Raw genomic sequence first — 22957 nt, forward strand, 5'->3', positions numbered from 1 at the left:
ATTTAGTTTTTAAGATTATTGATAAGGGTATTCATCTTTTCAAAAGTATTGTCCCAGGAATCATTCTCAAGAAAACGATCTACTTTTGAAAGCCAGTCTTTCCGGCAATTTGTGGAGAGCTCCTGCTCTGCAAGCTTTATAAATGTATCTGCATTATCCGCAATATGCACCAGGTTTGAAACACCGTAAGGGTTTACGACATCTTTAATGGGGGTAGAAATTACAGGCAGTCCGGCTGCGAGATATTCCGGGGTTTTCGTAGGACTGATAAACTCTGTAGATTCATTCAGGGCAAAGAGCACAAGTGCAATATCCCAGTGACTGATGTATTTTGGCAGATCTGAATAGCTCTTCGGACCCAGATAATGAATGTTATCTGAAGCAGGAAGATCGGCCGGATTGATTTTAACAACAGGCCCGATCATTATAAATTGCCACTCTGGTTTTTTGATAGCCACTTCTCGGAGCAGTTCTATATCAAATCTTTCATCGATTACTCCATAAAAGCCGAATCTCGGGAAGGGAATATCCTTCTGGTCTTCAGGATCTGTGGTAATCTTTCTTGCCGCCATAAAATGGCTCTTGTCTATGCTGCTGGGAAAGGGGTGAATGTTGTGGTGACGGTTCTTTTTTGCCTGATATAAAGTGTGGCCTCCCGTGAAAACAATATCCGCTTTTTTAAAAAGATCGTTTTCGAGATCTAATAATTGTGGCGGCGCAAAACGAAATGCAGATAACTCATCCATAGAATCGTAGATGGTATATTCCGGCGAAAGCTGTGAAGTATATTCCAGCGCCATAGGAGTATAATACCAACACAAATAGTTCTCAATGTTGTTGCTTTTTAAAATTTCATCAATGATTTTTTGAAGTCTTGCGTTTCGGTTTTCCTGCTGATGGCTTAAAGTAATATGAACGAGAGAAATCCCATCCTGAGAAATGATTTCATACTGATCGGCTTCTCCTTCGCGTGGTTCTTCAAAATAAAAGATTTCATATCTTTTGCCGAACCTGCTTAATAAATGCTGAGGTCGCTGATACACAAAATTCCAGGGCAAATGACTGAAACATAATAAATACTGCATAGTAATTTTTTTCTATTAATTTCGATTAAATGTGATGGTGAAAATCTGAGGTCTTATTCTCAGTAAAGTTTATAAATTATTGAAATAAAGATGATCATGTTCAATACTTATTTGACTTAAGATCAAAAATAGCATATAAATAAAGATATAAATATGATCAAGCGCATAAAGTGATCAATAAGTAATAGATATATTATGACAAATTATCCGCTTATATTAAACCATATAGTAGAGAAAATCAACAATTGGCGTAATTATTGCTGTTTTATTATCCGATATAATCAAATAAATTATTTATGATTTGAATCATAATTTAAATTATTGATTATATGTACTTTAGCAAAACACCAATCAATAATAATATGGAACGTATAAAATTTATTTTAAACGATCTTCCGTCAGCCAAATCAAACTATGACAAGAAAGGGAGAGGGATTGTTCAGGAGGTTAAGCATTTTCTTAATGAAGTGGATAATCAAAGTTTTGATTACATCAGATTTAAGCAAAAGCCAGAACCCGGAAAATTTTGCATTGATGTAGCAACAGGCCTTAAATATCCTGATTATGATCAGTTTTTGCAAAAAATTCAGCAAAGTAAGTACAGCTCTTATTTTGATTTGCAATAACCAATAATTAATTGCTCATTAACGTAAAAGAGTTTAAAAGATAATAAGAATATTCTTATTGTCTTTTAAACTCTTTTTTTTTGTATTTTACTTTGTAGTAACGAATTAAAATTGCAGTTTAAACGGTCCTTCAAAATAGGTTTTATAGGAGTCGATGAGATTTCCTTTGGTGTCGTATACGCCGATGGTGATATTCTGTTTCGATAATTTCATTTCACTTTCCGGGAAGCTGATGTTGAGGGTCCCTTTGGTAATTTTATCGCGTTCTACGATGATTTTACTTGATCCGCTGTAGCTGATTTCCCCGTGAGAAGGCTCTATTACTTTTACCGTTACGATTTTCTTTTCGTTGCTTTTATTTAAAAACGTGTAGTTGTAGGTATTGGTAATTTTATTTTCTCTCAGGAAAAACGTGCTTCCCGCAGGTTTTATAAATTTGGCTTCCATCTCGCCGCGGCTGTACAAAAGATATCCTAAAAATAGCTGAAGCGCAACGAGCACAACAAGAAAGCTTTTCATCCGGGTGGTGAATCTCGTCGGAACCTGGTTTTCTATTTCATTTTCAGAAGCATATCGGATGAGCCCTTTCGGAAGCCCTACTTTTACCATGACTTCATCACAGGCATCAATACAGGCGGTGCAGTTGACGCACTCCAGTTGTTGCCCGTCCCGGATATCGATTCCTGTGGGGCAAACCACCACACATTGGTAACAGTCGATACAGTCGCCTTTTCCGGCGGCTTTCCGGTCTTCGCCTTTTCTCCATTTCGATCGGTTTTCGCCTCTTTTAAAATCATAAAAAACATTGATGGTTTCCTTGTCGATCAAAACCCCCTGCAATCTTCCATACGGACAAACCAGGGTACAGACCTGCTCCCGGAACCAGGCGAATACGAAATAAAACGCCGCGGCAAGAAGGATCATGACGATAAAATTGGTAGGATGCGCAAAAGGCCCTTCCAGAACAATCCTGAACACTTCTTTGTAGCCCACAATATACATAAACATAAAATGGGTGATGATTAAAGAAAGGATCACGTAGATGGACCATTTGAGGCTTCTTTTCCAGATTTTCTCGGTGTTCCATTCCTGCCGGTCAAGCTTCATTTGTTTATTGCGGTCTCCTTCGATGGCGTATTCAATTTTCCGGAATACGTTTTCCAGGAATATGGTCTGCGGACAGATCCATCCACAGAAGATCCTCCCGAAAGCGATGGTGAAAATAATGATGCAGATGAGTGAAACGATGGCTCCCAGAGTAAGGATAAAGAAATCCTGCGGATAAAACGGCTGCCCGAACAGGAAAAACTGCCGGTCGATAACGTTCAGCAAAAGCATGGGATTTCCGTTAAAGGTCAAAAAAGGGAGCGCAAAATAAAAAATTAAGAGGGTATAGGCTACAATATTCCGGTAATTGGTGTATTTCCCTTTCGGTTTTCTGGGAAACACCCATTTCCTCTTCCCGGACTGCTCCATCGTCCCAATCGAATCCCGGTACGTTTCCGGATCCAAAACCTGACCCTGACCGCCGCGAAATTCCGGTTCTTCTGTGGTTTCCATATTTATTATTTTTGCTGGGTTGTATAATACTTTTGCATATCAAAGTATTGTGATTTTCAATAGTAATGCAGAATCGGATACTGCAGTTTACAATAAGAAGCTACAATTATGAAGCCAAATAACCAGGAAAAATTTAATTATCAAAAAAAATGTTTTTCACGTAAATGTCGATCAGCAGGCTTCTGAGAATAAATTTACAAATGTGATTCAAACCATATTTTAATCACTGAATATTGATTATTTTTGAAAAAAGAATGTAAATCAAATGTAATTCTATGATTCCAAAAGGCAGTTTAATTATTATTGGCGGTAAAGAAGATAAGGCTGAAAATAAGTCTGAAATGCAAACGGTAAATCATGATTTTTCTTCTAATGAAATTTTAAAAGACCTAGTGAAGGATAAAAAAGACCGTATTGAAGTGATCACCTCTGCGAGCGCTGAACCGGAAAGTTTAGAGGAAGATTATCGTAATACTTTTAACGAAATCGGGTACAAAAATTTCGGGTTTATCCATTTTACTAAAGAAAATCCTTCACAGGAGGATGATATTGAAAGAATTAAAAATGCAAAAACTGTATTTTTTTCGGGTGGTGACCAGGAAAGACTGTATAATTCTGTTAACAGATCTTTTATTGATGTGTTAAAAAATAAATATCTTCATGACGAAGATTTCACCATTGCAGGAACAAGTGCAGGAGCGATGTGCATTCCAGAGATTATGATCAGCGAAGCATTGAATGCTGAAGCAATGGTAGGATATGATATTGAACTGAAAAAAGGATTTGGATTGATTTCCAAATGCATTGTAGATACTCATTTTGTACATCGTGGAAGATTCGGGAGGCTTGCCCATGCTGTTATTCTCAATCAGGAAGTTTGGGGACTGGGATTGGGAGAAGACACTGCTTTACTGGTGAAAAACGGATCTTTGGCAACTTGTATAGGTTCCGGAATGGCAACGGTAATCAGTGCGGAAGATTTAGGAAAAACCAATGTAAAAAATGTTGAAAAAGGGGAGCCTGTTTTTGCCGAAAATCTGAAAGTGCATATCTTAACAGATGGATGCATTATTGATTTGGAAAACAGAACAATAAAAATGACAAACAAGAATAACAAAAACAAGAAACGTAATGAAGAAGTAAAATAAAGTTTTTAAATAATTGAAAAAAAAAGATCTGATAATCAATCAGATCTTTTTTTTAAGTACATTATGCTTCAACAGCCTGCGAATTGATATTCGTGTCGGCAAGTTTGGTAAGCAGTTCGTTACAATTTTTTTCTTCATTCAACGTAGTGAGCAGTAGATTCATACATTCTTCTTGTTGAAGAACTTTGGCAAAGGCAGCAAGAGTTCCGTAAGTAGCAATTTCGTAATGTTCTACTTTTTGAGCCGCGGCAACAATTCCTGAATCTCTCACCGCACCCGGCTCTGTCTCTTCCATAATGCTTTTACCTTCATCCAGCAATCCCTGCATAGCATCACATTTTTTTGCCTGTGCTTTTTTACCTAACGCTTCAAAACACTGTTCCAGCCTTACAATATGTTCTTCTGTTTCTACAATATGATTTTCAATTGCCGACTGCAGCTTTACATCAGTAGCATTTTTCTGCATTTTCGGCAATGCTTTTGACAATGCTTTTTCTGCCCAATAAATATCTTTTAGAGAATCTTCAAACAGATCCATCAGATCTTTCGCGGCGTTTTTCTTAGCCGGCGTTTTGGTAGTTGTTTTTGCACCGGTTGTTTTTACATCAGTTGGTTTTGAAGTTTTTGTTTTAGCTTCCATAATATGATTTTTGTGGTTTGAGTATCAAAAATACAAGTATAAGACCAATGTTTGCCTTTGTGGTACCGATTGATTTATTTAATTAAGAATTAATGTTCCGAGCTGTCAAATTCCTTTAAATCAGAAAGAGCAGGGCCATTGAGAAGAGTACCGTCAATGTCAAATCTTGATCCGTGACAAGGGCAGTCCCATGAGACTTCTGCAGGATTCCAGACTACATTACATCCCATGTGCGGACACACCGGATTCAAAAGATGAAGCTCAGAAGTATGGTCACGATACGCAGCAAATGTTTTGCCGTCATGTTTAATGATTTTTCCTTCTCCGTTTTTGATGGTATTGAGCTCTTCAATTTTTTCTGAAGAAAATTTATCTTTTACAAAATGTACAGATGCGTTAAAACCTTCGGTAATTACATTTTTTGCACTTGCAGCAGGTTTTATCCGTGATGGGGACAAAAGCTTTGAAATTTCAGTCTCTTTACCATCAATAAGATCCGGGATAATAAGAGAAGCCATCGAACCGAAAGTCATTCCGTTACCATTGTAGCCTGTGGAAATATAAATATTGTCTTCTCCCGGCATTTTACCGATATACGGTAAACCATCCGCCGGAATATAATATTGGGATGACCACTTTGCAACGATTTCCTTATACTTAAAATGAGTGTTCACATATTCTTCAAGATCTTCAAAAACTGAATCTGTTGCTTTTTCATCACCGGTTTTATGATCAAAACCTCCGGCAATAAGAAAATATTCTCCGTTTGATTTGTGATATCTTATATAGTGATAAGGATCGTATAAATCTGCAGTCTGCGCCATTTTATGAACAGGATTGTCTAGCTTTGCCGTTAATGCATAGGACCTGTAAGGCGCTACCAAAATGCTGAAACGGTTTGCTCCCGGCGGAATGTGAGTGGCCCAGATTAAATTTTTCCCGGTAATTATTTTCCCGTCATCCGTTTTTATAGTTACTTTCCCATCCTTATTCTCAAATTCTTTTACCAGAGTACCGGTCAGGATTTCTCCGCTGTTTTTTTGATATTCTTTTAAAAGTCGGTTGATATAGCGCAGCGGATGAAACTGCGCCTGTCCTTTAATTTCAATTGCTTTTTGGAATGGCAGTGTAAACGGAATTTCGAAAGTCTGTATGGTATCAATATTCACTTTTTTTAGGGCTCCGAAAATATCATCCAGCTTTTTGTTCTGTTTTTCTTCTGCGCTGAAAAGATAAAAGCTGCATTCGTCATAATCGCATGAGATATGATATTGCAGTATGTTTTTCTTGATATATTGCAGGGTATCTTTTGCAGCCTGTGCTAAATTCTTGGCGGCATCTTCTCCAAAATCACTGATGATCTCATCGTACGAAGAATCGAAAAAGTTATTAATATGTGCGGTTGTCCCGCCTGTAGTGCAAAATCCGGGGTTTTCTTTATCAACGATAAGGCATTTATAACCGCGGTTTTGCAGCTCTTTTACAAGCGTAACGCCTGTGATTCCTGCTCCGACGATAATATGATCGTAATCTCCGACATTTTCGGTATTGATAATCTCTTTAGATGTTTCATTTTCCCAGAAGCTTTTGGTCATTCCGTCTCTGCTCATAGTTTTAGATTTAGATTAAAGTAAGAAATATTTCATTTTACATATAAAAAATATGTTATGATTGAAAATCTTACACAAATCTTGCCATAAGCAGAACGCTGTGGTATATTTTTATTTCCGAAAAATTAGTTATAAAAAATAAATAGGAACTAAAAGCTAAATCAGTAGAAAATTTTACGGTTCTCTATTTCAACAATATTTTGGGCTTCCATCTTTTTTATGGTCCTGATTACTGTTTCTATACGTAAACCTGTGATAGAAGCCAGTTGTTTTCTGGTGAGAAGTACCTCAAAAGAAAATGCAGACTGATCATTGCTGAAACTTTTGAAATATTTTAAAATTCCGGTAAGCCTTACTTCAGGATTGAGTGAAGCATTATTCTGCATCATAATAAATTTCTGGTAAAGCCTTTCAGATAAAAATTTATTGATATCCTGGGAAATATCGGGGTTTTCATTAATGAGCCTGAAGAAATTAATTTTCGGAATCCTGAGAAGTTTGGTTTCAGACAGGGTTACTGCGTTTACGGGATATTTCTCATCAATAAACAGTAAAAGCTCACAAACACTTTGGCCTGTAGTTAAAATACTTTGAATCAATTCTTTACCGTCTTCATCTACATGATTGAGCTTTACTCTGCCATCTACAATCTGGTAATAATATTTCGGGGTTTCCCCTTCCTCAAAAATGGTTTCGATAGATGGGGTTTCATCTATAACGGCACCGTAAGAAATCAATAAATCTATATCAATTAACATACTGCGAATGTATAAATTATTTTGTGTAAAAAAAAACTTTTTAAAATCTCTTAATTTTCTTAAATAATGTTAAATACATAGATTATCAATGATTTATGATTCAAATCATACCCTGATTTTTTTGAACTGTTGTATATTTGAATACCATCACATTTAATTATTATGAAGTATTACACTTAAATTCTATTATTCATGGGTTTTCTGAATAATCTAAACTGCTGAATGTACACTCAGTATCCTTAAGAAAAAATTAGCTAGTACACAGGAACACTACGAATGTAGTAAAAAACAGCTATTCAACAAATACCTGTTAATGAAATAGAATTCTTATGAAACATCGTAAGAAGTTACACATGCATTCTTTCAGAAAATGCATATCATTTAAAAAGAACCAAAAAACAAAATTATGGTTATCCAACAGAACCATTTATACTCCGCAGGAGCGGAGTGTATTACCTATAAATCTGGGGAATATATATTCCAGGAAGGAGATTCTCCTCATTTTTATTATCAGATCATAACGGGACAATTAAAGCTAAATGCCTATAATGAGGAAGGCAAAGAATTTATACTCAGTATTGTTTCCGATGGGGAAAGCTTTGCAGAATCTTTTATTTTTTCCGGACAGTTATATCCTATGGATGCTGAAGCACTTACAGAATGTACAATTCTCCGGCTTCATAAAAATAATTTTCTTAAGCTCCTTGAAGCATCTCCGCAATTGTATTTTAATGTGTGTAAAGGCCTTTCTTACCATCTTCACAATCAGTATACAACCCTTCACAGAAATTCTTCTCCCAAACCGGCGGACAGGCTTTTAGGACTTTTGTCTCATCTGAAAAACAGTCAGCAGGAAAAAAGGGCATATTCTTTTTTGGTTCCGCTCACACGGCAACAGCTTGCCTCATGCACGGGAATTTGTGTAGAAACCGCTATACGCACGATCAAAACACTTGAGCGACAAAATATTCTTAAAATTAAAGACCGCAAAATCTATTTTTAAATGAAAAGGCCGATTTACTATCTAAATCGGCCTTTTCATCATTATGTCTTAAGATTGATTACATTTCAAAAATAAGCCTGCCGTCAAAAGGTTCGCTCCAACAGATAAAAATGCCGTCTTCAAATCTTTTGATTTCTGCCTGTACTGTTTCATAGTCACCATTTTCCATTTTTCTTTCCACCCGTAGATTAGATCCTTCTCCGATATCGCTTTTTTTATATTCTACTCCAAAATATCCGCTTTCCCCTTGTTTAAAGTCTGCTTTTGTAAATGCTCTGTCTGCCATAATTTTTATTATTTAATAGGATAAATGTATTAATAAAATTTCAGTTTAGTATTAAAGAATTTTGATAGCCCGAATTAATATTCTGTAGTGGCTTACTCATTTTCCTTTTTAAAACTGACTACCTGAAAATCATCTTCAGATGAATATTTTTTACAGCTTTCATCACTAAAATTTTCAGGATCTTTTATAAAATCTTCAATGTGTTGATGACTTTTCTCAGTATCAGTCGGGGTAATAATGACGTGATATAGCCTGAGAACTGATTCGTCTGCGTTGTCTAAAGATTCTTTTTTATGCTGTAATGCTTCTTTGTAGGTCATGATGAGATAATTTTTGGGTTATCTTACAGTCATAGAATAAATTGTGCCATTTTCATCGAAAATCAATTTTAATAAGAATAAAATAAATGATTGTCATTTATCTCCGGATCGTGGCATATTTTTAGATGAGTATCAATTATACAGCATTCAATGCTGAATGTCTAATATAATTTATCATGTTTAATTTATTTCTTTATAAATCAACGATTCTAAGATATTTACAATGTATTGTCGCAGATGATTTTAATATAAAAATTGACCTTAAAAACGATCTCAGGTTCGTAAAAAATATAGTTTCAAAAAAAATAATTATTGTCCCTTTCTTTTCAGATCAGTGCACCTCAAATATTATACTGAAAAATTATCTGGGAAGTGTCATTACCAATATCAATTACGGCAATATTACATTAGAGGATATTAAAAAAACATTATCCCATCATTAATTCGAATATTCTTAGTTTAAAACTAAAAATCCTTTCTGCTAATGAAAGGATTGGTTATTAATTGTTCAGACCGAATTTTGATCTGAATTCCAGCGGTGCCATTTTCGTTTTCTTCTTAAAAAGCGTGCTGAACGACTGGGCGTGTTCAAATCCTAATGTATATGCAATTTCACTTACCGAGAGCTGTGTCGATGATAACTTTTCTTTAGCTTTTGCAATCAGTTTCTCATGAATATGCTGCTGTGTATTTTGGCCGGTATGAATTCTCAGAAGATCACTCAGATAATTGGGTGAAAGATTCATGGCTTCTGCAATGGTATGAACCGTTAGAAGACCTTCCCGTGCAGATTTTTCATCCCTGAAATATTCATTCAGAAAATGCTCAAACCGGGTAAGCAACTGATGGTTGTTATTTTTGCGGGTAAAAAATTGCCTTTCATAAAAACGGTTAGAATAGTTAAGCAGCAGCTCAATCTGTGATAGAATGATTTCCTGGGTATGCCGGTCAATATGTTGACATTCTTTATCAATTTTAAATAAAATTTCGATAAGGTTATTTTCTTCATCCTCAGAAAGATGCAGCGCTTCATTTACCGAATATGAGAAAAATCCAAACGTAGAAATCAACCCCGCCATAGGATGTTTCAGCAGAAAATCTTCATGAAAAATCAGCAGATAACCGTCACCGCATTCCATATTATGTACATCCAGATACTGAACCTGATTGGGTGCTGTAAAGCTTAGAACACCTTTGTCGTAATCATAATGCTGCTGTCCGTATTTTATTTTGCCGGTGGCATTTCTTTTCAGGGCAATACAATAAAATCTGTTGGTAAAACCCTTCCAGACTGTATTATCCAGAAAAATACTTTCAGATAGATTAATCACGCTCACCAGAGGATGTTTAGGTTCCGGCAATGACAGCAACCGGTGAAACGCAGAAATAGACGGTATGGTGTTCATAATTGTAAGTTTAATAATCTAAAAGGCCCATACTGAACTCGTCGTAAGGCGCACCTGTATCGGTTCCCAAAGGTACAATACTTTCCAGTTTTATGAGATCATCGTTGCTAAGCTTTATTTTACCTGCCGCAATATTCTGTTCAAGATATTTTATTCTCTTCGTCCCGGGAATGGGTAAGATTCCTTTGCTGATGATCCACGCCAGAGCAAGTTGGGTAGAGGTAATATCTTTTTCTTCCGCTATTTTTTCTATCGCTTGTACCAGTTCTATATTTTTATGAAAATACTGTTTTTGAAAACGAGGGATAGATCTTCTGAAATCATTTTCCGGTAAGTCATCCATGGTACGGATCTGCCCGGATAAAAAGCCGCGTCCTAAAGGAGAATACGCCACAAAACCAATTCCCAGTTCCTGAAGGGTTTTTAGCACACCACGTTCTTCGGCAGTTCGCTCAAACAATGAATATTCACTTTGTACAGCCGTTATGTGATGCACTTGATGCGCTCTTTTTACGGTTTCAGAAGACACTTCGGATAGGCCGATGTATTTTACTTTTCCTTCTTTTACCAGATCGCTCATGGCGCCGACAGTTTCTTCAATCGGCACATTTTTATCGAGACGGTGCATGTAATAGAGATCAATGTAATCTGTTTTTAAATTTTTTAAAGACCGTTCCACTGATTTTTTCACATAATCTTTGCTTCCGTTAATGGCCCATGTTACTTTATCATTGTCATCAATTTCCCACCCGAATTTTGTGGCGATAATGTATTCATCCCTTTTAGTTTCCATAGCTTTTGCGATAAGCTGCTCATTTTTGAATGGGCCGTAAAGATCAGCAGTATCCAGAAAATTACCACCCAATTCCAGCGAACGGTGAATGGTGGCAATGGCTTCTTTTTCGTCTGCGCGTCCGTAGATATCTGTATCGTCAAAACCGGTCATTCCCATACAGCCGAGACCCAGATTGGGTACAGTTAAACCCTGATTTCCTAATTTTACCTGATTCATATTCATATTGTTGATTTTTATATTGCAATATTCTGTACAAATACAGAAAGTCATGTTTGCAAAATGACGAATGTTGTATGTAAATCACGGATCGTACTTTTCATAAAAATTTTCAGGAGAAAAAATCGGTGAATTATAAATTAAGTGTATATTTATTTTGCTGAAACTGCAGATGTGCACATCATGATCCGTCGCGGCAAGATAGTTGTATAGAACTCATAACCACAGAAAATATTAGTATGAATGTACAGTTAGACACCAATTCTCACACAGAAATTAATCAACAGAGTTTAGCAAACTTTCGCTCAGATGTGATGAATGGTTTGAGAAATTCACCCAAAAAATTATCTTCAAAATACTTTTACGATAAAGCAGGAGACCGTATATTTCAGGAAATTATGGCCATGCCGGAATATTATCTTACCAAATGTGAGCTTGATATTTTTAAGAATAAAACCAAAGAACTTTCTGATCTTTTAATTCCGGATGAATCTTTTGATCTTATTGAGCTGGGAGCGGGTGATGCCATGAAATCTTCTTATTTATTAGAATATCTTGTTGAAAAAGGCACAGATTTTACGTATATGCCTATTGATATTTCAGGAAATATTCTTTCAGTATTAAATGATAAATTAAAAAATAAACTGCCGGAATTAGAAGTTATATGCCTTGAAGGAGAATACTTTGAAATGCTTGATAAGGCGTCATCACTGTCTTCCAAGAGAAAAGTAGTTTTATTTTTAGGCGGAAATATCGGAAATATGAATTGGGAAGAAGCTGAAAGTTTTTGTGCAGCACTACAAAACAACCTTTCAAAAAGAGATATGGTCTTGATTGGCTTTGATTTGATGAAAAATCCTCACACCATTTTAAATGCTTATAATGACATAACAGGAATCACGGCCTCATTTAATCTTAACCTGCTTACCAGAATAAACAGGGATCTTGGCGCTAATTTTAATATCCAAAACTTCCAGCATTATCAAACCTACGATCCCGTAAGTGGAGCCTGCAGAAGTTATCTGGTAAGCCTTATAAGCCAGGAAGTAATGATAGGGAATGATAAGATCTATTTTGCCGAAAACGAACTGATTGATATGGAAGTTTCTCAGAAATTCTCAGATAAAATGATTAAAGAACTGGTTGAAAAATCAGGTTTTAAGGTTGTAGGAGAAATCAAAGATTCTAAAGGCTGGTTTGTAGATAGTGTTTTAGAAGTAAAATAATTAAAGCTAAAGTTATGACGGGACCAATGACAACAACAGATTTGCTTAGAAAATACACAAATATAAGACAACATTCGGTAGAAATATGTGCGCCGCTGGAAATCGAAGATTATGTGGTTCAGCCCATTGTAGATGTAAGTCCGCCAAAATGGCATTTGGGTCATACGACATGGTTTTTTGAGACCTTCATTCTGCAGCCTAATGTACCTGGTTACCAGGTTTTTGATTCTCAATATAACTTTGTGTTTAATAGCTATTATGAAACTATCGGAGCACGTGTAATTCGTACTGATAGGGGAAATTTAAGCCGTCCTTCCGTTGCAGATGTATACAAATACCGTGAATATGTAGATCAGCAGATGAAGACATTTCTTGAGAGTGACCACATGACGGAAAAGGTAGAATCATTATTGGAATTAGGTCTTAATCATGAGCAGCAGCATCAGGAATTATTAATGACGGATATTAAATACATTTTAGGCCATAATCCGCTTTTTCCGGCTTACAACAGAGAAAAGTCATCCTTAAAAATACCTTCAGAAAATACACAGATGATCCATTTTGATGAAGGCGTGTACGAAATTGGGTATCATGGCGAAGGTTTTTGTTTTGATAATGAATTGGGAAGACATAAAGTATACCTCAACGAATTTGAAATTGCAGATCAATTGGTCTCCAACGCAGAATATTTGCAGTTTATAGAAGCCGGAGGATATTCTGATTTCAGGTTTTGGCACGCCGAAGGTTGGGAATGGGTACAGCAAAATAAAGCAAAGTCACCTTTATATTGGCATTCTATTGATATGCAATGGATGCATTATACATTGAACGGCTTGACAGAATTAGATCTAAACACACCGGTTTGTCATATCAATTTCTTTGAAGCATCCGCATTTGCCGCCTGGAAAGGGATGCGTTTGCCTACGGAAGCAGAATGGGAAGTGGCATCTGAACATTTTAATTGGGGAAAACGGTGGGAATGGACCAATTCTGCGTATTTGCCATATCCCGGTTTTAAAAAAGAAGCAGGAGCAGTAGGAGAATATAATGGGAAATTTATGGTAAATCAAATGGTGCTTCGTGGTGCTTCTGAAGCAACACCGGCCGGTCACAGCAGAAATACCTATCGTAATTTCTTTCAGACCTCTCTACAATGGCAGTTTACAGGAATCAGGCTTGCCAAATAATTTCATGGATGATTACAGTAGAATCAGTATCGAAGAATTTTAACGGAAAACCTGCAGTTGACCATATTTCTTTTCAGGCCAATGATCAGGAAATTTTGGTGCTTTTGGGAACAAGCGGTTGCGGAAAAACGACAACCTTAAAGATGATCAATCGTTTAATAGAAGCAGATTCCGGACAGATCCTGATTAACGGCAAAAATATTCGTGATCAGAAAATAGAACAGCTCCGGATGAACATTGGTTTCGTGATGCAGAATTCCGGTTTATTTCCGCATTATACGGTGAAACAAAATATTGCTGTCGTTCCTGAACTCTTACAATGGGACAGAAAAAAAACAGAACACAGAACCACAGAGCTGTTGCATAAACTTCATCTTTCTGAGGAACTGCTTTCCCGCTTTCCAAGCGAGCTCAGTGGCGGACAACAGCAGCGTGTGGGAATTGCAAGAGCTTTAATTGCAGATGCTCCTATTTTATTAATGGATGAGCCTTTCGGAGCATTAGACAACATTACGAAAGCAGATATTCATACAGAATTTAAATCTTTCGAAGAGCTGAAAAGTAAAACTATTATCCTAGTGACGCACGATGTGCAGGAAGCATTCGAACTGGGTCATAAAATTGGTTTGATGAACCATGGAAAAATCATTCAGATGGGCACCCCCAAAGAAATGCTCTATCATCCTAAAAATGATTTTGTCAGAGGTTTTTTCGCGGAAAACCGTTTGTTATTAGAATACAAAGTAACTCTTCTTAAAGATATTCATATAGATCTTACCGAAGAATATGAAAAATTCAATTTTAAGGAAAAAACGGATGTCTGGAGCGCTCTACAAAAATTGAGTGCAGATCAGAAAAGCATATTTCAGTACGAGAAAATCGTTAATGCTTTTAATGAATACAGAAAAATGCAGGCAGTATGAAACAGCAGGGTTTCTGGCAATTTGTGGTTGAACAGCACGAAAAATTATTCATCCAGATTACACAACATCTGGGCCTTACATTTTTGTCATTGGCATTGGCAATTTTGGTCGGCTTGCCTTTAGGAATTCTGATAGCCCGAAAAAGAAATCTTTCGCCTCCGGTTTTAGGTTTTGCAGGTATTTTACAGACGATTCCAAGCATTGCTTTGCTCGGTTTTATGATCCCGGCTTTCGGAATTGGAGCCACTCCCGCTATTGTCGCCTTGCTTATTTATGCGCTTTTACCCATCATCAGAAATACCTACACCGGAATTACGGAAGTAAATCCTGCAGTGATCGAGTCGGCAAAAGCAATGGGAATGAATCCTGCGCAGCTTCTTTTTAAAGTAGAACTTCCTTTGGCAATGCCTTATATTATTGCAGGAATCAGAACGGCGGCCGTGATTAATGTAGGCATTGCAACACTGGCTTCGTTTGTCGCGGCAGGAGGATTGGGAGAGTTTATTTTTGGCGGAATTTCATTAAACAATTCCAATATGATTTTAGCCGGAGCCATTCCTGCAGCATTGTTGGCGATATTGTTAGATCAGGCCATCGGATTTCTTCAAAAATCTGGTTTTCGGGGATTGAGCAGTCTGAAATATATTATTCCGGCGATTATGATAGTTCTTGGAGGAATTTATCTCATCAAAGAAAAAATCTCTAAAAATACTTTAAGAGCAGGTTTTACGCCTGAGTTTATGGGAAGACAGGATGGTGATCTCGGTTTGCGTTCCGTTTACAAGTTGAATATAAACCCTAAAGTGGTAAATGATGCGGTCATGTATAAAGCTGCTTACGAAAATGAGCTGGATGTAATCAGCGGATATTCTACCGACGGAAGAATTAAAACATTTAATTTGTATGTTCTCAATGATGATCAGAAAATATTTCCTCCTTATTTTGCAGCCCCAATTATAAAAACAGAAACGTTGAAAAAATTTCCCAGCCTGGAAAACACTCTCAATAGATTAGCCGGCAAATTCAATGATTCGATTATGACTGATCTGAATTATAAATCTGATGATCTCCACCAAACTCCTGAGAGCATTGCAAAAGCTTTTTTAATTAAAAATAACTTGTACAAAAATCCCCGGAACGGAAATTCAGGAACTGTCAGAATAGGGTCTAAAATTTTCGGCGAACAGTATATTTTGGCCGAGATTTATAAAAAATTAATCGAAGGGTACACTGATTATAAAGTAGAAACAAAAACAGGTTTAGGAGGTACCAAAATCTGCTTTGATGCCTTAATGAATGATGCTATAGACTTTTATCCGGAATACACCGGGACCGGACTTCTGGTATTGTTGCAACCCTCACCGAAAACCGTTAAAAATGTTTCTCAAAGCCCTGAAAAAACGTATGAATATGTCAATTCTGAGTTTAAAAAAAAATATGGCATCCAATGGCTGAAACCTTTAGGTTTTAATAATTCTTATGCATTGATGATGCGGAAAAAACAATCGGATCAATTGAAAATAAAATCAATTTCTGATCTGAAAAAATACCTCGATACAAAATAGCCGATGCATGGAAATGAAATATAATTTTGACGAAATTATAAATAGGAGAGGAACTAACTCAGTAAAATGGGATCATTCAGAAAACGATGAAGTCCTGCCGATGTGGGTTGCCGATATGGATTTCAAAACGGCTCCTGAAATCTTGCGGACTCTTTCAGATAAAGTTGAACACGGTATTTTCGGGTACAGCATTATTCCGGATCAATTTTATGAGTCTATTATCAGTTGGTGGCAAAATTATCACCATTTTACCATTAAAAAAGAATGGCTTATTCCGGTTCCTGGAATGATTGTTTCGCTTTCCGCACTGGTGAGAACATTTGTACAACCCGGAGAACATATTATTTTGCAGCCACCTGTTTACAATCATTTTTTTAAACTAGCAGAAAATTGCGGGTATGATATTATAGAAAATCTTTTGATCTGCGAAAACGGAAATTATCGTATGGATTTTGAAGATCTTGAACGTCTCGCTTCTGATCCTAAAACCACTTTATTATTGCTTAGCAATCCCCATAATCCTATCGGCAGAGCCTGGACTTTGCAGGAGCTTGAAAAGCTTGCTGAAATCTGTTCCAGAAATCAGGTTATGGTTATCTCCGATGAAATACATGCCGATCTGGTTTTTGACGGTAATCAGCATATTCCTTTCGCAGCGGTTGCCCAAAAATATGATATCATTTCTGCAACCTGCGGATCTCCCTGTAAAACATTCAATATATCGGGTCTGCCCATTTCTTACGTCATCTGTGAAGATCAGAGCAGTTTAAAAAGAATTCAAAAAACACTCGATACCCAGGAAACGAACTATCCTAATTCTGTTGCGGTCGATGCTTTGATCGCGGCGTATACAAATGGCGAAGACTGGCTGGAACAGCTTAAAATTTATCTTTACAATAATTATCAATTTCTTAAAAGCTTTTGTGAGGCACACATACCACAAATAAAAATTACACCTTTACAGGCGACTTACCTGGTCTGGCTTGATTGTAGCTTTCTTTCTTTACCTTCCGAAGATTTGGCCAAATTATTATTTGAAAAAGGGAATATCCGGATCAATCCGGGAACAATGTACGGCTCTGCCGGCGAAGGTTTCCTGAGAATCAATATTGCATGTCCCAGAGAAATTCTTAATGAAGGATTGTCAAAATTAGCAACAGTTTTAAAAGAAATACATAAACCATAAACTCCAAAACTATTACAAATGGAAAATGAAAATAGTATTGTCATTATAGGTGGCGGTTTTGCAGGGATAGAAATTGCAAAGAGATTATTAAAGTCAGATTATAAAGCAAAAATTACACTGGTAGACAAAAATAATTACAATTTTTTTCCGCCACTGCTGTATCAGGTTGCCACCGGATTTTTGGATGTTTCCAACATCAGTTATCCTTTTAGGAAATTTTTTAGAAAATATTCAGGTTTTTCTTTCAGGATGGGGGAGCTGCAGGAGATTATTCCCGGGGAAAACAAAATTATTCTTGATAATGGTGAACTAAGGTATTCTAAACTCATCATTGCAACCGGAACGGTAAGTAATTATTTCGGAAACGAGAATGTCCGGAAAAATGCATTACCGATGAAAACCATTTCAGATGCCATTAATCTGAGAAATACAATTCTGGAGCGTCTGGAAAGGGCTTCACAAATTTCAGATTTAAATGAAAAGAAAAAGCTCACCACATTTGTAGTCGCAGGTGGCGGTCCTACCGGAGTTGAAATCGCAGGAATGCTCAGTGAGCTGAGAAAAAATATCCTCTTTAAAGATTATCCGGAATTAAAAGACATTCATCTTGACATTTACCTGATCGACGGTTTAAACACCGTACTTGCACCGATGAGCAAATCTTCGCAGGAATATGCAGGCAAATCGCTAAAAGAGATGGGCGTTATTATCAGGCTTGGCCAGATTGTGAAAGATTATACCAATAATACCGTTTATCTTGCAGACGGAACAACAATAGCGACCGAAAACCTGATCTGGACGGCGGGAGTTACGGCACAGGTTTTTAAAGGAATTCCTGAAGAATATTATGGAAGAGGAAAACGGCTTATTGTAGATGCATACAATAAGATTATCGGAACAGAAAATATCTACGCTATTGGTGATACATGCATCATGATTACAGATCCTGCTTTCCCTGAAGGTCATCCACAGTTGGCACAGGTAGCCATTCAGCAGGCGGAAAATCTTTCAAAAAACCTTATGGCTGCTGAAAAAGGAAATAAATTACGTCCTTTTATTTATAATGATAAAGGATCGATGGCGATTATCAGCAGAAACCGCGCTGTTGCAGACCTGAACGGACCCGTGAAGCATTTTAACGGTTTTATAGCCTGGCTGATCTGGATTTTTATTCATCTCATGTCGCTTATTAATCTGAGAAATAAAGTAACGACATTTTTAAACTGGCTGTATTCCTACACCACAAAAGATCAGCCGCTGAGAATGATCGTAAGACCCGGAAAAAATACTTGACACTGAAAATAATTCTCACTTATTGATCTATGATAATGTAAAGTTCTTTTATTTGTCGGAAATTTGAAAACGGATACAGAGTACTGTTTCATCATCTAAACAACATTCTCTATTAATATAAATATTAAACTTTAAAAAAATGAAAAAAATTAGTGTAATTGCTTTGGCGGGTATCGGTTTGCTTTTGGCATCTTGTAATGATAAAAAGACAGATGCGACATCTACCGCTCAGGAACAAAAAGTAGCTGAACAGAAAGGAGATATTTTTACAGTGGATACCGCTGCATCAAAAGTAAACTGGAAAGCGTTTCACAAAGGTGGTTTTGCACCGAGATGGGGTACACTTTCTATTTCTTCCGGGAAATTATCTTTGGCTGAAAACCAACTAAGCTCCGGAGAATTTGTAATAGATATGAAATCTATCAAAGTAGATCCGGCTTCTGTTACTGAAAAAGATAAAAAATACACTGATTTAGAAGGGCATCTTAAAAATGAAGACTTTTTTAATGTAGAAAAATATCCTACGGCAGAATTTAAAATTACAAAAATTTCAGATTTGGCGGCGGGTACAAAAGATGCAGTTGAAGGAGCTAATAAAACAGTAAGCGGAAATCTTACCTTACAGGGGAAAACGCTGAATGTCAGTTTTCCTGCAAAAGTAGATATTGCTGATAATACGGCAGCGGTAAAAGCTAAATTCACTGTAAACCGCGCCGATTGGGGGATTAAATTCGGAACTACGGAAGCAGATCCTGCCGAATGGATGATCAGCAAAGACATAGAAATTGGAATTGATGTAAAAGCAACCAAATAAAACCTAGGATATCTGCATTGCAGATGCCTCTTAATTTAAAAAAACTGCACTTTATCGAGTGCAGTTTTTATTTTGAGTAGTAATTGTTCACTAACAGGGTCATTCTTCATTTATTTACCAACATAAACTTTGATGAATATATTTAGCCCAAAAACATGGCTTATTTTTTGAACATACCACAAAAAGTAAACTATGATTTTAACATTTTTATTAGATTTCAGCTGGAAAGAATTGTTTCTGGGAACGGAAGATTGGGGGTTTTTACTGGAAATTGTCTTGCGTACAATGATCATGTTTCTTACCATCATCATTGCATTAAGAGTTTTAGGAAAAAGAGGGGTGAAGCAGTTGTCGGTTTTTGAACTGGTGGTGATCATCGGTTTGGGTTCAGCAGCGGGTGACCCGATGTTTTATAAAGAAGTTGGCGTAGTATCTTCCATGGTTGTCTTTATCATTATTATCTTACTCTACAGTTTACTCACGCACAGTATAGGCAGATTTAAGAAAATAGAAAACCTGCTGGAAGGAAAAGCCATCTGTCTGATCGAAGACGGAATTTTTGCTATAGATAATTTTAAAAAGGAAAATCTTGGAAGCGACGAATTTTTTGCTGAGTTAAGAGGAAAAGGCATTTCACATCTTGGGCAGATTAATTGGGCTATCGAAGAAGTTTCGGGAGAAATAAGCGTTTTTTATCATGAAGATGAAAATGTAAAGTACGGATTGCCGATTATGCTGCATTCTCTGGAATATCCCTTAACGTATATTGACAAAGCAGATCACTACTCATGTACTTTTTGTGGATATACAGAGTTTAAAAACCCGGGGCCTGCAGAAAAATGCATCAATTGTAAAAGAGAACATTGGATTCAGGCAAGCATCGCCAAAAGAATTACTTAGAAAAGCTACAGATAATATTTCAATAAAAATCCCCAACATAAGCTGGGGATTTTTCTAATAATTTGAATATATATAATTTGAATTGGTCTTGTAAATCAGGACAAAGCCTTATTTGTAAATGAATTTTTAATACCGGTTTCTTTCCCAAATAAACAAGAGAATATATTCTGAAACTCATGGATATATTTACATTTTATGGAATTTCCATAAATTTTTAATCCTTCAACAATTTTCTTAGAACTCAGATCAATATCATATTTAATGAATGGTTCTGGTCTTTCATAACGTATTCTGTGGTCAGAAGTATAGGTTTTAAGGAAACCGAATTTTTCTAGCCAGTCTTCATTAATTTTAATCGGTTCGATAGAATCTGCAGGTACAGAAAAACTGTGATCGTCATTCTCGATCTTCACAAAATAGTTTTCTTTTTCATTTTGGAAAATCTCTGTAATAGTAAAAATCTGATTGTTATATTCTACCAGATTTTTGATTTTTAGATCTGTTACTTTCATAATATTTTGTGATGTTGTATTTAACATAATAATAATGTGGTGTAACATATTTTACAAATTCTATGCCTTGCATTTATTACGGTGAAATTTTTTAAATAAAAAAAACACACTAATTTGTAATGTGTTGATTATTAGTAATGAAAAAAATATGGAAAATTTAATTTTAAGGTTTTTTTAAGTTTTTTTTCAACGTTTTGTGTTTTTATAAAGTCTTTAAAAATGTTTTTGAATTGAAATTACTCAGGAAGCGATGACATTTTATTTATATCATAATTTCTGACTTTCTTTTTAAACTTTTGAAAAAAGTACAGATTCCAAAGTATGAGTGTATAACCATAAATGGTATCTTCCACAGGAATCGTAAAAATTCTGAATCCGATGATTCTTGCGGGGTTATAATTCACGATAGGAGCATCTAAACCGGTGCCTGTTAGAATTCCGTTGACGGCTATAAAACCGGGCATTAGAATAAGATAAATCACAGAGGCTTTTCCGATCCATTGTACTTTTAAGATAAAAGATAAAGCAAAAAGGCTTAATGCTGTTACGACAAATGTGATAAATGGGTAAATAAAATCGCAGTAAATAAAAGCCAGAACGACCAGGATAAGGATAAAACCGATTACAAAAATTTTTTCAGGAAGCGGATTCCAGTCAAAATTAAAAAATTTATTTAAGCAGAAATAAGTGAATACACATGCGAAAGGGATACAAATAAAAAACATCAGTTCTTCAATAGGAAGCTGAAAAATTTTAATTCCGACAAGATATTGATCATTAAACCACCAAACCCCGATTTTTGTGAACCATGCGTCCCATATAATAAAAACCGTTGCAACCAATACCGAACACAGAACAAAAGCCGCAAAATGCCTGCTGAATTTAATTTTATGATGAAAGGAAAATATGAAACATATAATAACCGTAAAAAAGTTAATCAATAAGTAGGTATAATGTTCCATTTTCTATGTCCTCTTTTTGTTGAAATACATCTTAAAATATTTTACCGGAACCCATAAAAACCCAAAACATTCTCCCTGTTCTCTACCGGTATGTTTGTGGTGTTGCTTGTGCGCTCTTCTGATCGCAAGCAAATAAGGATTCTGGGTATCCCTAAGTAATTTAAACCGCTGATGGATGAATATGTCATGTACAAAAAAATAAGCCATTCCGTATACGGTGATTCCGATGGCAATATAGAAATAAATATTGAAATGATTGATGGTGCCGTAATACATCATTGCAATGGTCGGGATGGCAAAAATGGCAAAGAAATAGTCATTCCGCTCCATATGCCCGTCGTTACTGTGATCGTGATGATCGCGGTGAAGGCTCCACAAAAAACCATGCATGATATATTTGTGAACCATCCAGGTAATGCCTTCCATGATAAAAAATGTAGCCAATACAATCAGGAAATTCATAACTGATTTTTTTTCTGATTAAACATTTCTTCTAAAACCTTAAACCGGTAGCTGAAAATATGCTCCAGTTTTTTTTTCACAAATACCGTATGCGCTATTTCACCTAAAAAACCCATAGGAAGCTCATAATCTACAATGTCTCTGATGAGAACCCCTTTTTCATTTGGAATAAACTCATGAAAATGGTTCCATAACTTGTATGGGCCTTTTTTCTGGAAATCAATAAAATTTTTATGATGATCAACCTGGGTAATTTCCGTTTGCCAATCCATTTTTATTCCGAGCAGAGGCGATACGTAATAATCAATAATCATCCCTTGGTAAATTTCGTCATCTTTAAGATCAGTTCTTACAATAAAATTCATGTCTTTCGGCGTAATCTTCGAGAGATTATGTGCTGATGAAAAGAATTTCCATGCGGTTTCAATATCGCAATTTAGCTGCTGCTCACGTTTTAGCTGATGTACCATTGT

At 36.2% G+C, this 22957-nt stretch carries 25 protein-coding genes; 12 read left to right on the forward strand and 13 right to left on the reverse strand.

Features of this window, described 5'->3' with window-relative positions:
- Positions 1-2 precede the first annotated feature (2 nt).
- A complete protein-coding gene (locus tag N0B16_RS03525) occupies positions 3-1085 on the reverse strand; it encodes a glycosyltransferase (RefSeq protein WP_262989343.1) in 1083 nt (360 codons plus the stop codon).
- A 362-nt stretch (positions 1086-1447) separates the two neighbouring features.
- Here N0B16_RS03525 and N0B16_RS03530 point away from each other — a divergent pair, with 362 nt between their 5' ends.
- Positions 1448-1711 carry a hypothetical protein gene (locus N0B16_RS03530; RefSeq protein ID WP_262989344.1) on the forward strand — a complete coding sequence of 88 codons (264 nt, stop codon included), beginning with the start codon at positions 1448-1450 and terminating at the stop codon, positions 1709-1711.
- A 105-nt stretch (positions 1712-1816) separates the two neighbouring features.
- Here N0B16_RS03530 and ccoG read toward each other — a convergent pair whose 3' ends face one another.
- The gene (ccoG, locus tag N0B16_RS03535) at positions 1817-3271 is read right to left on the reverse strand and encodes a cytochrome c oxidase accessory protein CcoG (protein WP_262989345.1); all 1455 of its coding nucleotides are present in this window, start codon (positions 3269-3271) and stop codon (positions 1817-1819) included.
- Between the two features lie 275 nt (positions 3272-3546).
- Here ccoG and N0B16_RS03540 point away from each other — a divergent pair, with 275 nt between their 5' ends.
- Positions 3547-4419 carry a cyanophycinase gene (locus N0B16_RS03540; RefSeq protein WP_262989346.1) on the forward strand — a complete coding sequence of 291 codons (873 nt, stop codon included), beginning with the start codon at positions 3547-3549 and terminating at the stop codon, positions 4417-4419.
- 61 nt (positions 4420-4480) lie between these two features.
- Here the strand turns inward: N0B16_RS03540 and N0B16_RS03545 are convergent, their stop codons facing one another.
- From N0B16_RS03545 to N0B16_RS03555, 3 genes are all read right to left on the reverse strand, one after another.
- Positions 4481-5059 carry a YciE/YciF ferroxidase family protein gene (locus N0B16_RS03545; protein WP_262989347.1) on the reverse strand — a complete coding sequence of 193 codons (579 nt, stop codon included), beginning with the start codon at positions 5057-5059 and terminating at the stop codon, positions 4481-4483.
- A gap of 89 nt (positions 5060-5148) precedes the next feature.
- Positions 5149-6669 (reverse strand): FAD-dependent oxidoreductase, encoded by a 1521-nt coding sequence (locus tag N0B16_RS03550; protein ID WP_262989348.1) that lies wholly within the window; start codon positions 6667-6669, stop codon positions 5149-5151.
- A gap of 161 nt (positions 6670-6830) precedes the next feature.
- Positions 6831-7427 (reverse strand): Crp/Fnr family transcriptional regulator, encoded by a 597-nt coding sequence (locus N0B16_RS03555; RefSeq protein WP_262989349.1) that lies wholly within the window; start codon positions 7425-7427, stop codon positions 6831-6833.
- A gap of 406 nt (positions 7428-7833) precedes the next feature.
- Between N0B16_RS03555 and N0B16_RS03560 the strand changes: the two genes are divergently transcribed.
- Positions 7834-8430: a Crp/Fnr family transcriptional regulator gene (locus N0B16_RS03560; RefSeq protein ID WP_262989350.1), complete on the forward strand. Its 597-nt coding sequence runs from the start codon at positions 7834-7836 to the stop codon at positions 8428-8430.
- Between the two features lie 58 nt (positions 8431-8488).
- Here the strand turns inward: N0B16_RS03560 and N0B16_RS03565 are convergent, their stop codons facing one another.
- Positions 8489-8716, reverse strand: coding sequence for a glutathione synthase (locus tag N0B16_RS03565; protein WP_262989351.1), 228 nt, complete (start codon positions 8714-8716; stop codon positions 8489-8491).
- Between the two features lie 92 nt (positions 8717-8808).
- Positions 8809-9036, reverse strand: coding sequence for a hypothetical protein (locus N0B16_RS03570; RefSeq protein WP_262989352.1), 228 nt, complete (start codon positions 9034-9036; stop codon positions 8809-8811).
- A 176-nt stretch (positions 9037-9212) separates the two neighbouring features.
- Between N0B16_RS03570 and N0B16_RS03575 the strand changes: the two genes are divergently transcribed.
- A complete protein-coding gene (locus tag N0B16_RS03575) occupies positions 9213-9479 on the forward strand; it encodes a hypothetical protein (RefSeq protein WP_262989353.1) in 267 nt (88 codons plus the stop codon).
- A 57-nt stretch (positions 9480-9536) separates the two neighbouring features.
- Here N0B16_RS03575 and N0B16_RS03580 read toward each other — a convergent pair whose 3' ends face one another.
- Both N0B16_RS03580 and N0B16_RS03585 read right to left on the reverse strand, forming a co-directional pair.
- Positions 9537-10442: a helix-turn-helix domain-containing protein gene (locus tag N0B16_RS03580; RefSeq protein WP_262989354.1), complete on the reverse strand. Its 906-nt coding sequence runs from the start codon at positions 10440-10442 to the stop codon at positions 9537-9539.
- 10 nt (positions 10443-10452) lie between these two features.
- Positions 10453-11460, reverse strand: coding sequence for an aldo/keto reductase (locus N0B16_RS03585; protein ID WP_262989355.1), 1008 nt, complete (start codon positions 11458-11460; stop codon positions 10453-10455).
- 233 nt (positions 11461-11693) lie between these two features.
- Here N0B16_RS03585 and N0B16_RS03590 point away from each other — a divergent pair, with 233 nt between their 5' ends.
- From N0B16_RS03590 to N0B16_RS03625, 8 genes are all read left to right on the forward strand, one after another.
- A complete protein-coding gene (locus tag N0B16_RS03590; protein ID WP_262989356.1) occupies positions 11694-12680 on the forward strand; it encodes an L-histidine N(alpha)-methyltransferase in 987 nt (328 codons plus the stop codon).
- A gap of 14 nt (positions 12681-12694) precedes the next feature.
- Positions 12695-13867, forward strand: a complete 1173-nt coding sequence (gene egtB, locus N0B16_RS03595) for an ergothioneine biosynthesis protein EgtB (protein WP_262989357.1) — start codon at positions 12695-12697, stop codon at positions 13865-13867.
- An 8-nt stretch (positions 13868-13875) separates the two neighbouring features.
- Positions 13876-14790 (forward strand): ABC transporter ATP-binding protein, encoded by a 915-nt coding sequence (locus N0B16_RS03600; protein ID WP_262989358.1) that lies wholly within the window; start codon positions 13876-13878, stop codon positions 14788-14790.
- Positions 14787-16355, forward strand: a complete 1569-nt coding sequence (locus tag N0B16_RS03605; protein ID WP_262989359.1) for an ABC transporter permease/substrate-binding protein — start codon at positions 14787-14789, stop codon at positions 16353-16355. Before N0B16_RS03600 ends, N0B16_RS03605 begins: the two co-directional genes overlap by 4 nt.
- 7 nt (positions 16356-16362) lie before the next feature.
- Positions 16363-17541, forward strand: coding sequence for a MalY/PatB family protein (locus tag N0B16_RS03610; protein WP_262989360.1), 1179 nt, complete (start codon positions 16363-16365; stop codon positions 17539-17541).
- Positions 17542-17559: 18 nt separating this feature from the next.
- Positions 17560-18834 (forward strand): NAD(P)/FAD-dependent oxidoreductase, encoded by a 1275-nt coding sequence (locus N0B16_RS03615; protein ID WP_262989361.1) that lies wholly within the window; start codon positions 17560-17562, stop codon positions 18832-18834.
- A gap of 139 nt (positions 18835-18973) precedes the next feature.
- Positions 18974-19648, forward strand: a complete 675-nt coding sequence (locus tag N0B16_RS03620) for a YceI family protein (RefSeq protein WP_262989362.1) — start codon at positions 18974-18976, stop codon at positions 19646-19648.
- Positions 19649-19840: 192 nt separating this feature from the next.
- Positions 19841-20548 (forward strand): DUF421 domain-containing protein, encoded by a 708-nt coding sequence (locus N0B16_RS03625; RefSeq protein ID WP_262989363.1) that lies wholly within the window; start codon positions 19841-19843, stop codon positions 20546-20548.
- A 95-nt stretch (positions 20549-20643) separates the two neighbouring features.
- Here the strand turns inward: N0B16_RS03625 and N0B16_RS03630 are convergent, their stop codons facing one another.
- The 4 genes from N0B16_RS03630 to N0B16_RS03645 form a co-directional block, all read right to left on the reverse strand.
- Entirely contained in the window at positions 20644-21060 is a 417-nt protein-coding gene (locus N0B16_RS03630) for a hypothetical protein (RefSeq protein WP_262989364.1), read from the reverse strand.
- Positions 21061-21296: 236 nt separating this feature from the next.
- Positions 21297-22022 carry a lycopene cyclase domain-containing protein gene (locus tag N0B16_RS03635; protein WP_262989365.1) on the reverse strand — a complete coding sequence of 242 codons (726 nt, stop codon included), beginning with the start codon at positions 22020-22022 and terminating at the stop codon, positions 21297-21299.
- 3 nt (positions 22023-22025) lie between these two features.
- Positions 22026-22484 (reverse strand): sterol desaturase family protein, encoded by a 459-nt coding sequence (locus tag N0B16_RS03640; protein ID WP_262989366.1) that lies wholly within the window; start codon positions 22482-22484, stop codon positions 22026-22028.
- Positions 22481-22954, reverse strand: coding sequence for an SRPBCC family protein (locus tag N0B16_RS03645; RefSeq protein ID WP_262989367.1), 474 nt, complete (start codon positions 22952-22954; stop codon positions 22481-22483). Before N0B16_RS03645 ends, N0B16_RS03640 begins: the two co-directional genes overlap by 4 nt.
- Between the last annotated feature and the right edge of the window lie 3 nt (positions 22955-22957).

This window comes from Chryseobacterium gilvum, assembly GCF_025628965.1.
GTDB lineage: Bacteria > Bacteroidota > Bacteroidia > Flavobacteriales > Weeksellaceae > Chryseobacterium > Chryseobacterium gilvum.

What these genes read in the sequence shown, in the direction of transcription:
- N0B16_RS03525 (WP_262989343.1), bottom strand. Translation starts at nt 1,085, where the DNA reads ATGCAGTATTTATTATGTTTCAGTCATTTGCCCTGGAATTTTGTGTAT.
- N0B16_RS03530 (WP_262989344.1), top strand. Translation starts at nt 1,448, where the DNA reads ATGGAACGTATAAAATTTATTTTAAACGATCTTCCGTCAGCCAAATCA.
- ccoG (WP_262989345.1), bottom strand. Translation starts at nt 3,271, where the DNA reads ATGGAAACCACAGAAGAACCGGAATTTCGCGGCGGTCAGGGTCAGGTT.
- N0B16_RS03540 (WP_262989346.1), top strand. Translation starts at nt 3,547, where the DNA reads ATGATTCCAAAAGGCAGTTTAATTATTATTGGCGGTAAAGAAGATAAG.
- N0B16_RS03545 (WP_262989347.1), bottom strand. Translation starts at nt 5,059, where the DNA reads ATGGAAGCTAAAACAAAAACTTCAAAACCAACTGATGTAAAAACAACC.
- N0B16_RS03550 (WP_262989348.1), bottom strand. Translation starts at nt 6,669, where the DNA reads ATGAGCAGAGACGGAATGACCAAAAGCTTCTGGGAAAATGAAACATCT.
- N0B16_RS03555 (WP_262989349.1), bottom strand. Translation starts at nt 7,427, where the DNA reads ATGTTAATTGATATAGATTTATTGATTTCTTACGGTGCCGTTATAGAT.
- N0B16_RS03560 (WP_262989350.1), top strand. Translation starts at nt 7,834, where the DNA reads ATGGTTATCCAACAGAACCATTTATACTCCGCAGGAGCGGAGTGTATT.
- N0B16_RS03565 (WP_262989351.1), bottom strand. Translation starts at nt 8,716, where the DNA reads ATGGCAGACAGAGCATTTACAAAAGCAGACTTTAAACAAGGGGAAAGC.
- N0B16_RS03570 (WP_262989352.1), bottom strand. Translation starts at nt 9,036, where the DNA reads ATGACCTACAAAGAAGCATTACAGCATAAAAAAGAATCTTTAGACAAC.
- N0B16_RS03575 (WP_262989353.1), top strand. Translation starts at nt 9,213, where the DNA reads ATGTTTAATTTATTTCTTTATAAATCAACGATTCTAAGATATTTACAA.
- N0B16_RS03580 (WP_262989354.1), bottom strand. Translation starts at nt 10,442, where the DNA reads ATGAACACCATACCGTCTATTTCTGCGTTTCACCGGTTGCTGTCATTG.
- N0B16_RS03585 (WP_262989355.1), bottom strand. Translation starts at nt 11,460, where the DNA reads ATGAATATGAATCAGGTAAAATTAGGAAATCAGGGTTTAACTGTACCC.
- N0B16_RS03590 (WP_262989356.1), top strand. Translation starts at nt 11,694, where the DNA reads ATGAATGTACAGTTAGACACCAATTCTCACACAGAAATTAATCAACAG.
- egtB (WP_262989357.1), top strand. Translation starts at nt 12,695, where the DNA reads ATGACGGGACCAATGACAACAACAGATTTGCTTAGAAAATACACAAAT.
- N0B16_RS03600 (WP_262989358.1), top strand. Translation starts at nt 13,876, where the DNA reads ATGATTACAGTAGAATCAGTATCGAAGAATTTTAACGGAAAACCTGCA.
- N0B16_RS03605 (WP_262989359.1), top strand. Translation starts at nt 14,787, where the DNA reads ATGAAACAGCAGGGTTTCTGGCAATTTGTGGTTGAACAGCACGAAAAA.
- N0B16_RS03610 (WP_262989360.1), top strand. Translation starts at nt 16,363, where the DNA reads ATGGAAATGAAATATAATTTTGACGAAATTATAAATAGGAGAGGAACT.
- N0B16_RS03615 (WP_262989361.1), top strand. Translation starts at nt 17,560, where the DNA reads ATGGAAAATGAAAATAGTATTGTCATTATAGGTGGCGGTTTTGCAGGG.
- N0B16_RS03620 (WP_262989362.1), top strand. Translation starts at nt 18,974, where the DNA reads ATGAAAAAAATTAGTGTAATTGCTTTGGCGGGTATCGGTTTGCTTTTG.
- N0B16_RS03625 (WP_262989363.1), top strand. Translation starts at nt 19,841, where the DNA reads ATGATTTTAACATTTTTATTAGATTTCAGCTGGAAAGAATTGTTTCTG.
- N0B16_RS03630 (WP_262989364.1), bottom strand. Translation starts at nt 21,060, where the DNA reads ATGAAAGTAACAGATCTAAAAATCAAAAATCTGGTAGAATATAACAAT.
- N0B16_RS03635 (WP_262989365.1), bottom strand. Translation starts at nt 22,022, where the DNA reads ATGGAACATTATACCTACTTATTGATTAACTTTTTTACGGTTATTATA.
- N0B16_RS03640 (WP_262989366.1), bottom strand. Translation starts at nt 22,484, where the DNA reads ATGAATTTCCTGATTGTATTGGCTACATTTTTTATCATGGAAGGCATT.
- N0B16_RS03645 (WP_262989367.1), bottom strand. Translation starts at nt 22,954, where the DNA reads ATGGTACATCAGCTAAAACGTGAGCAGCAGCTAAATTGCGATATTGAA.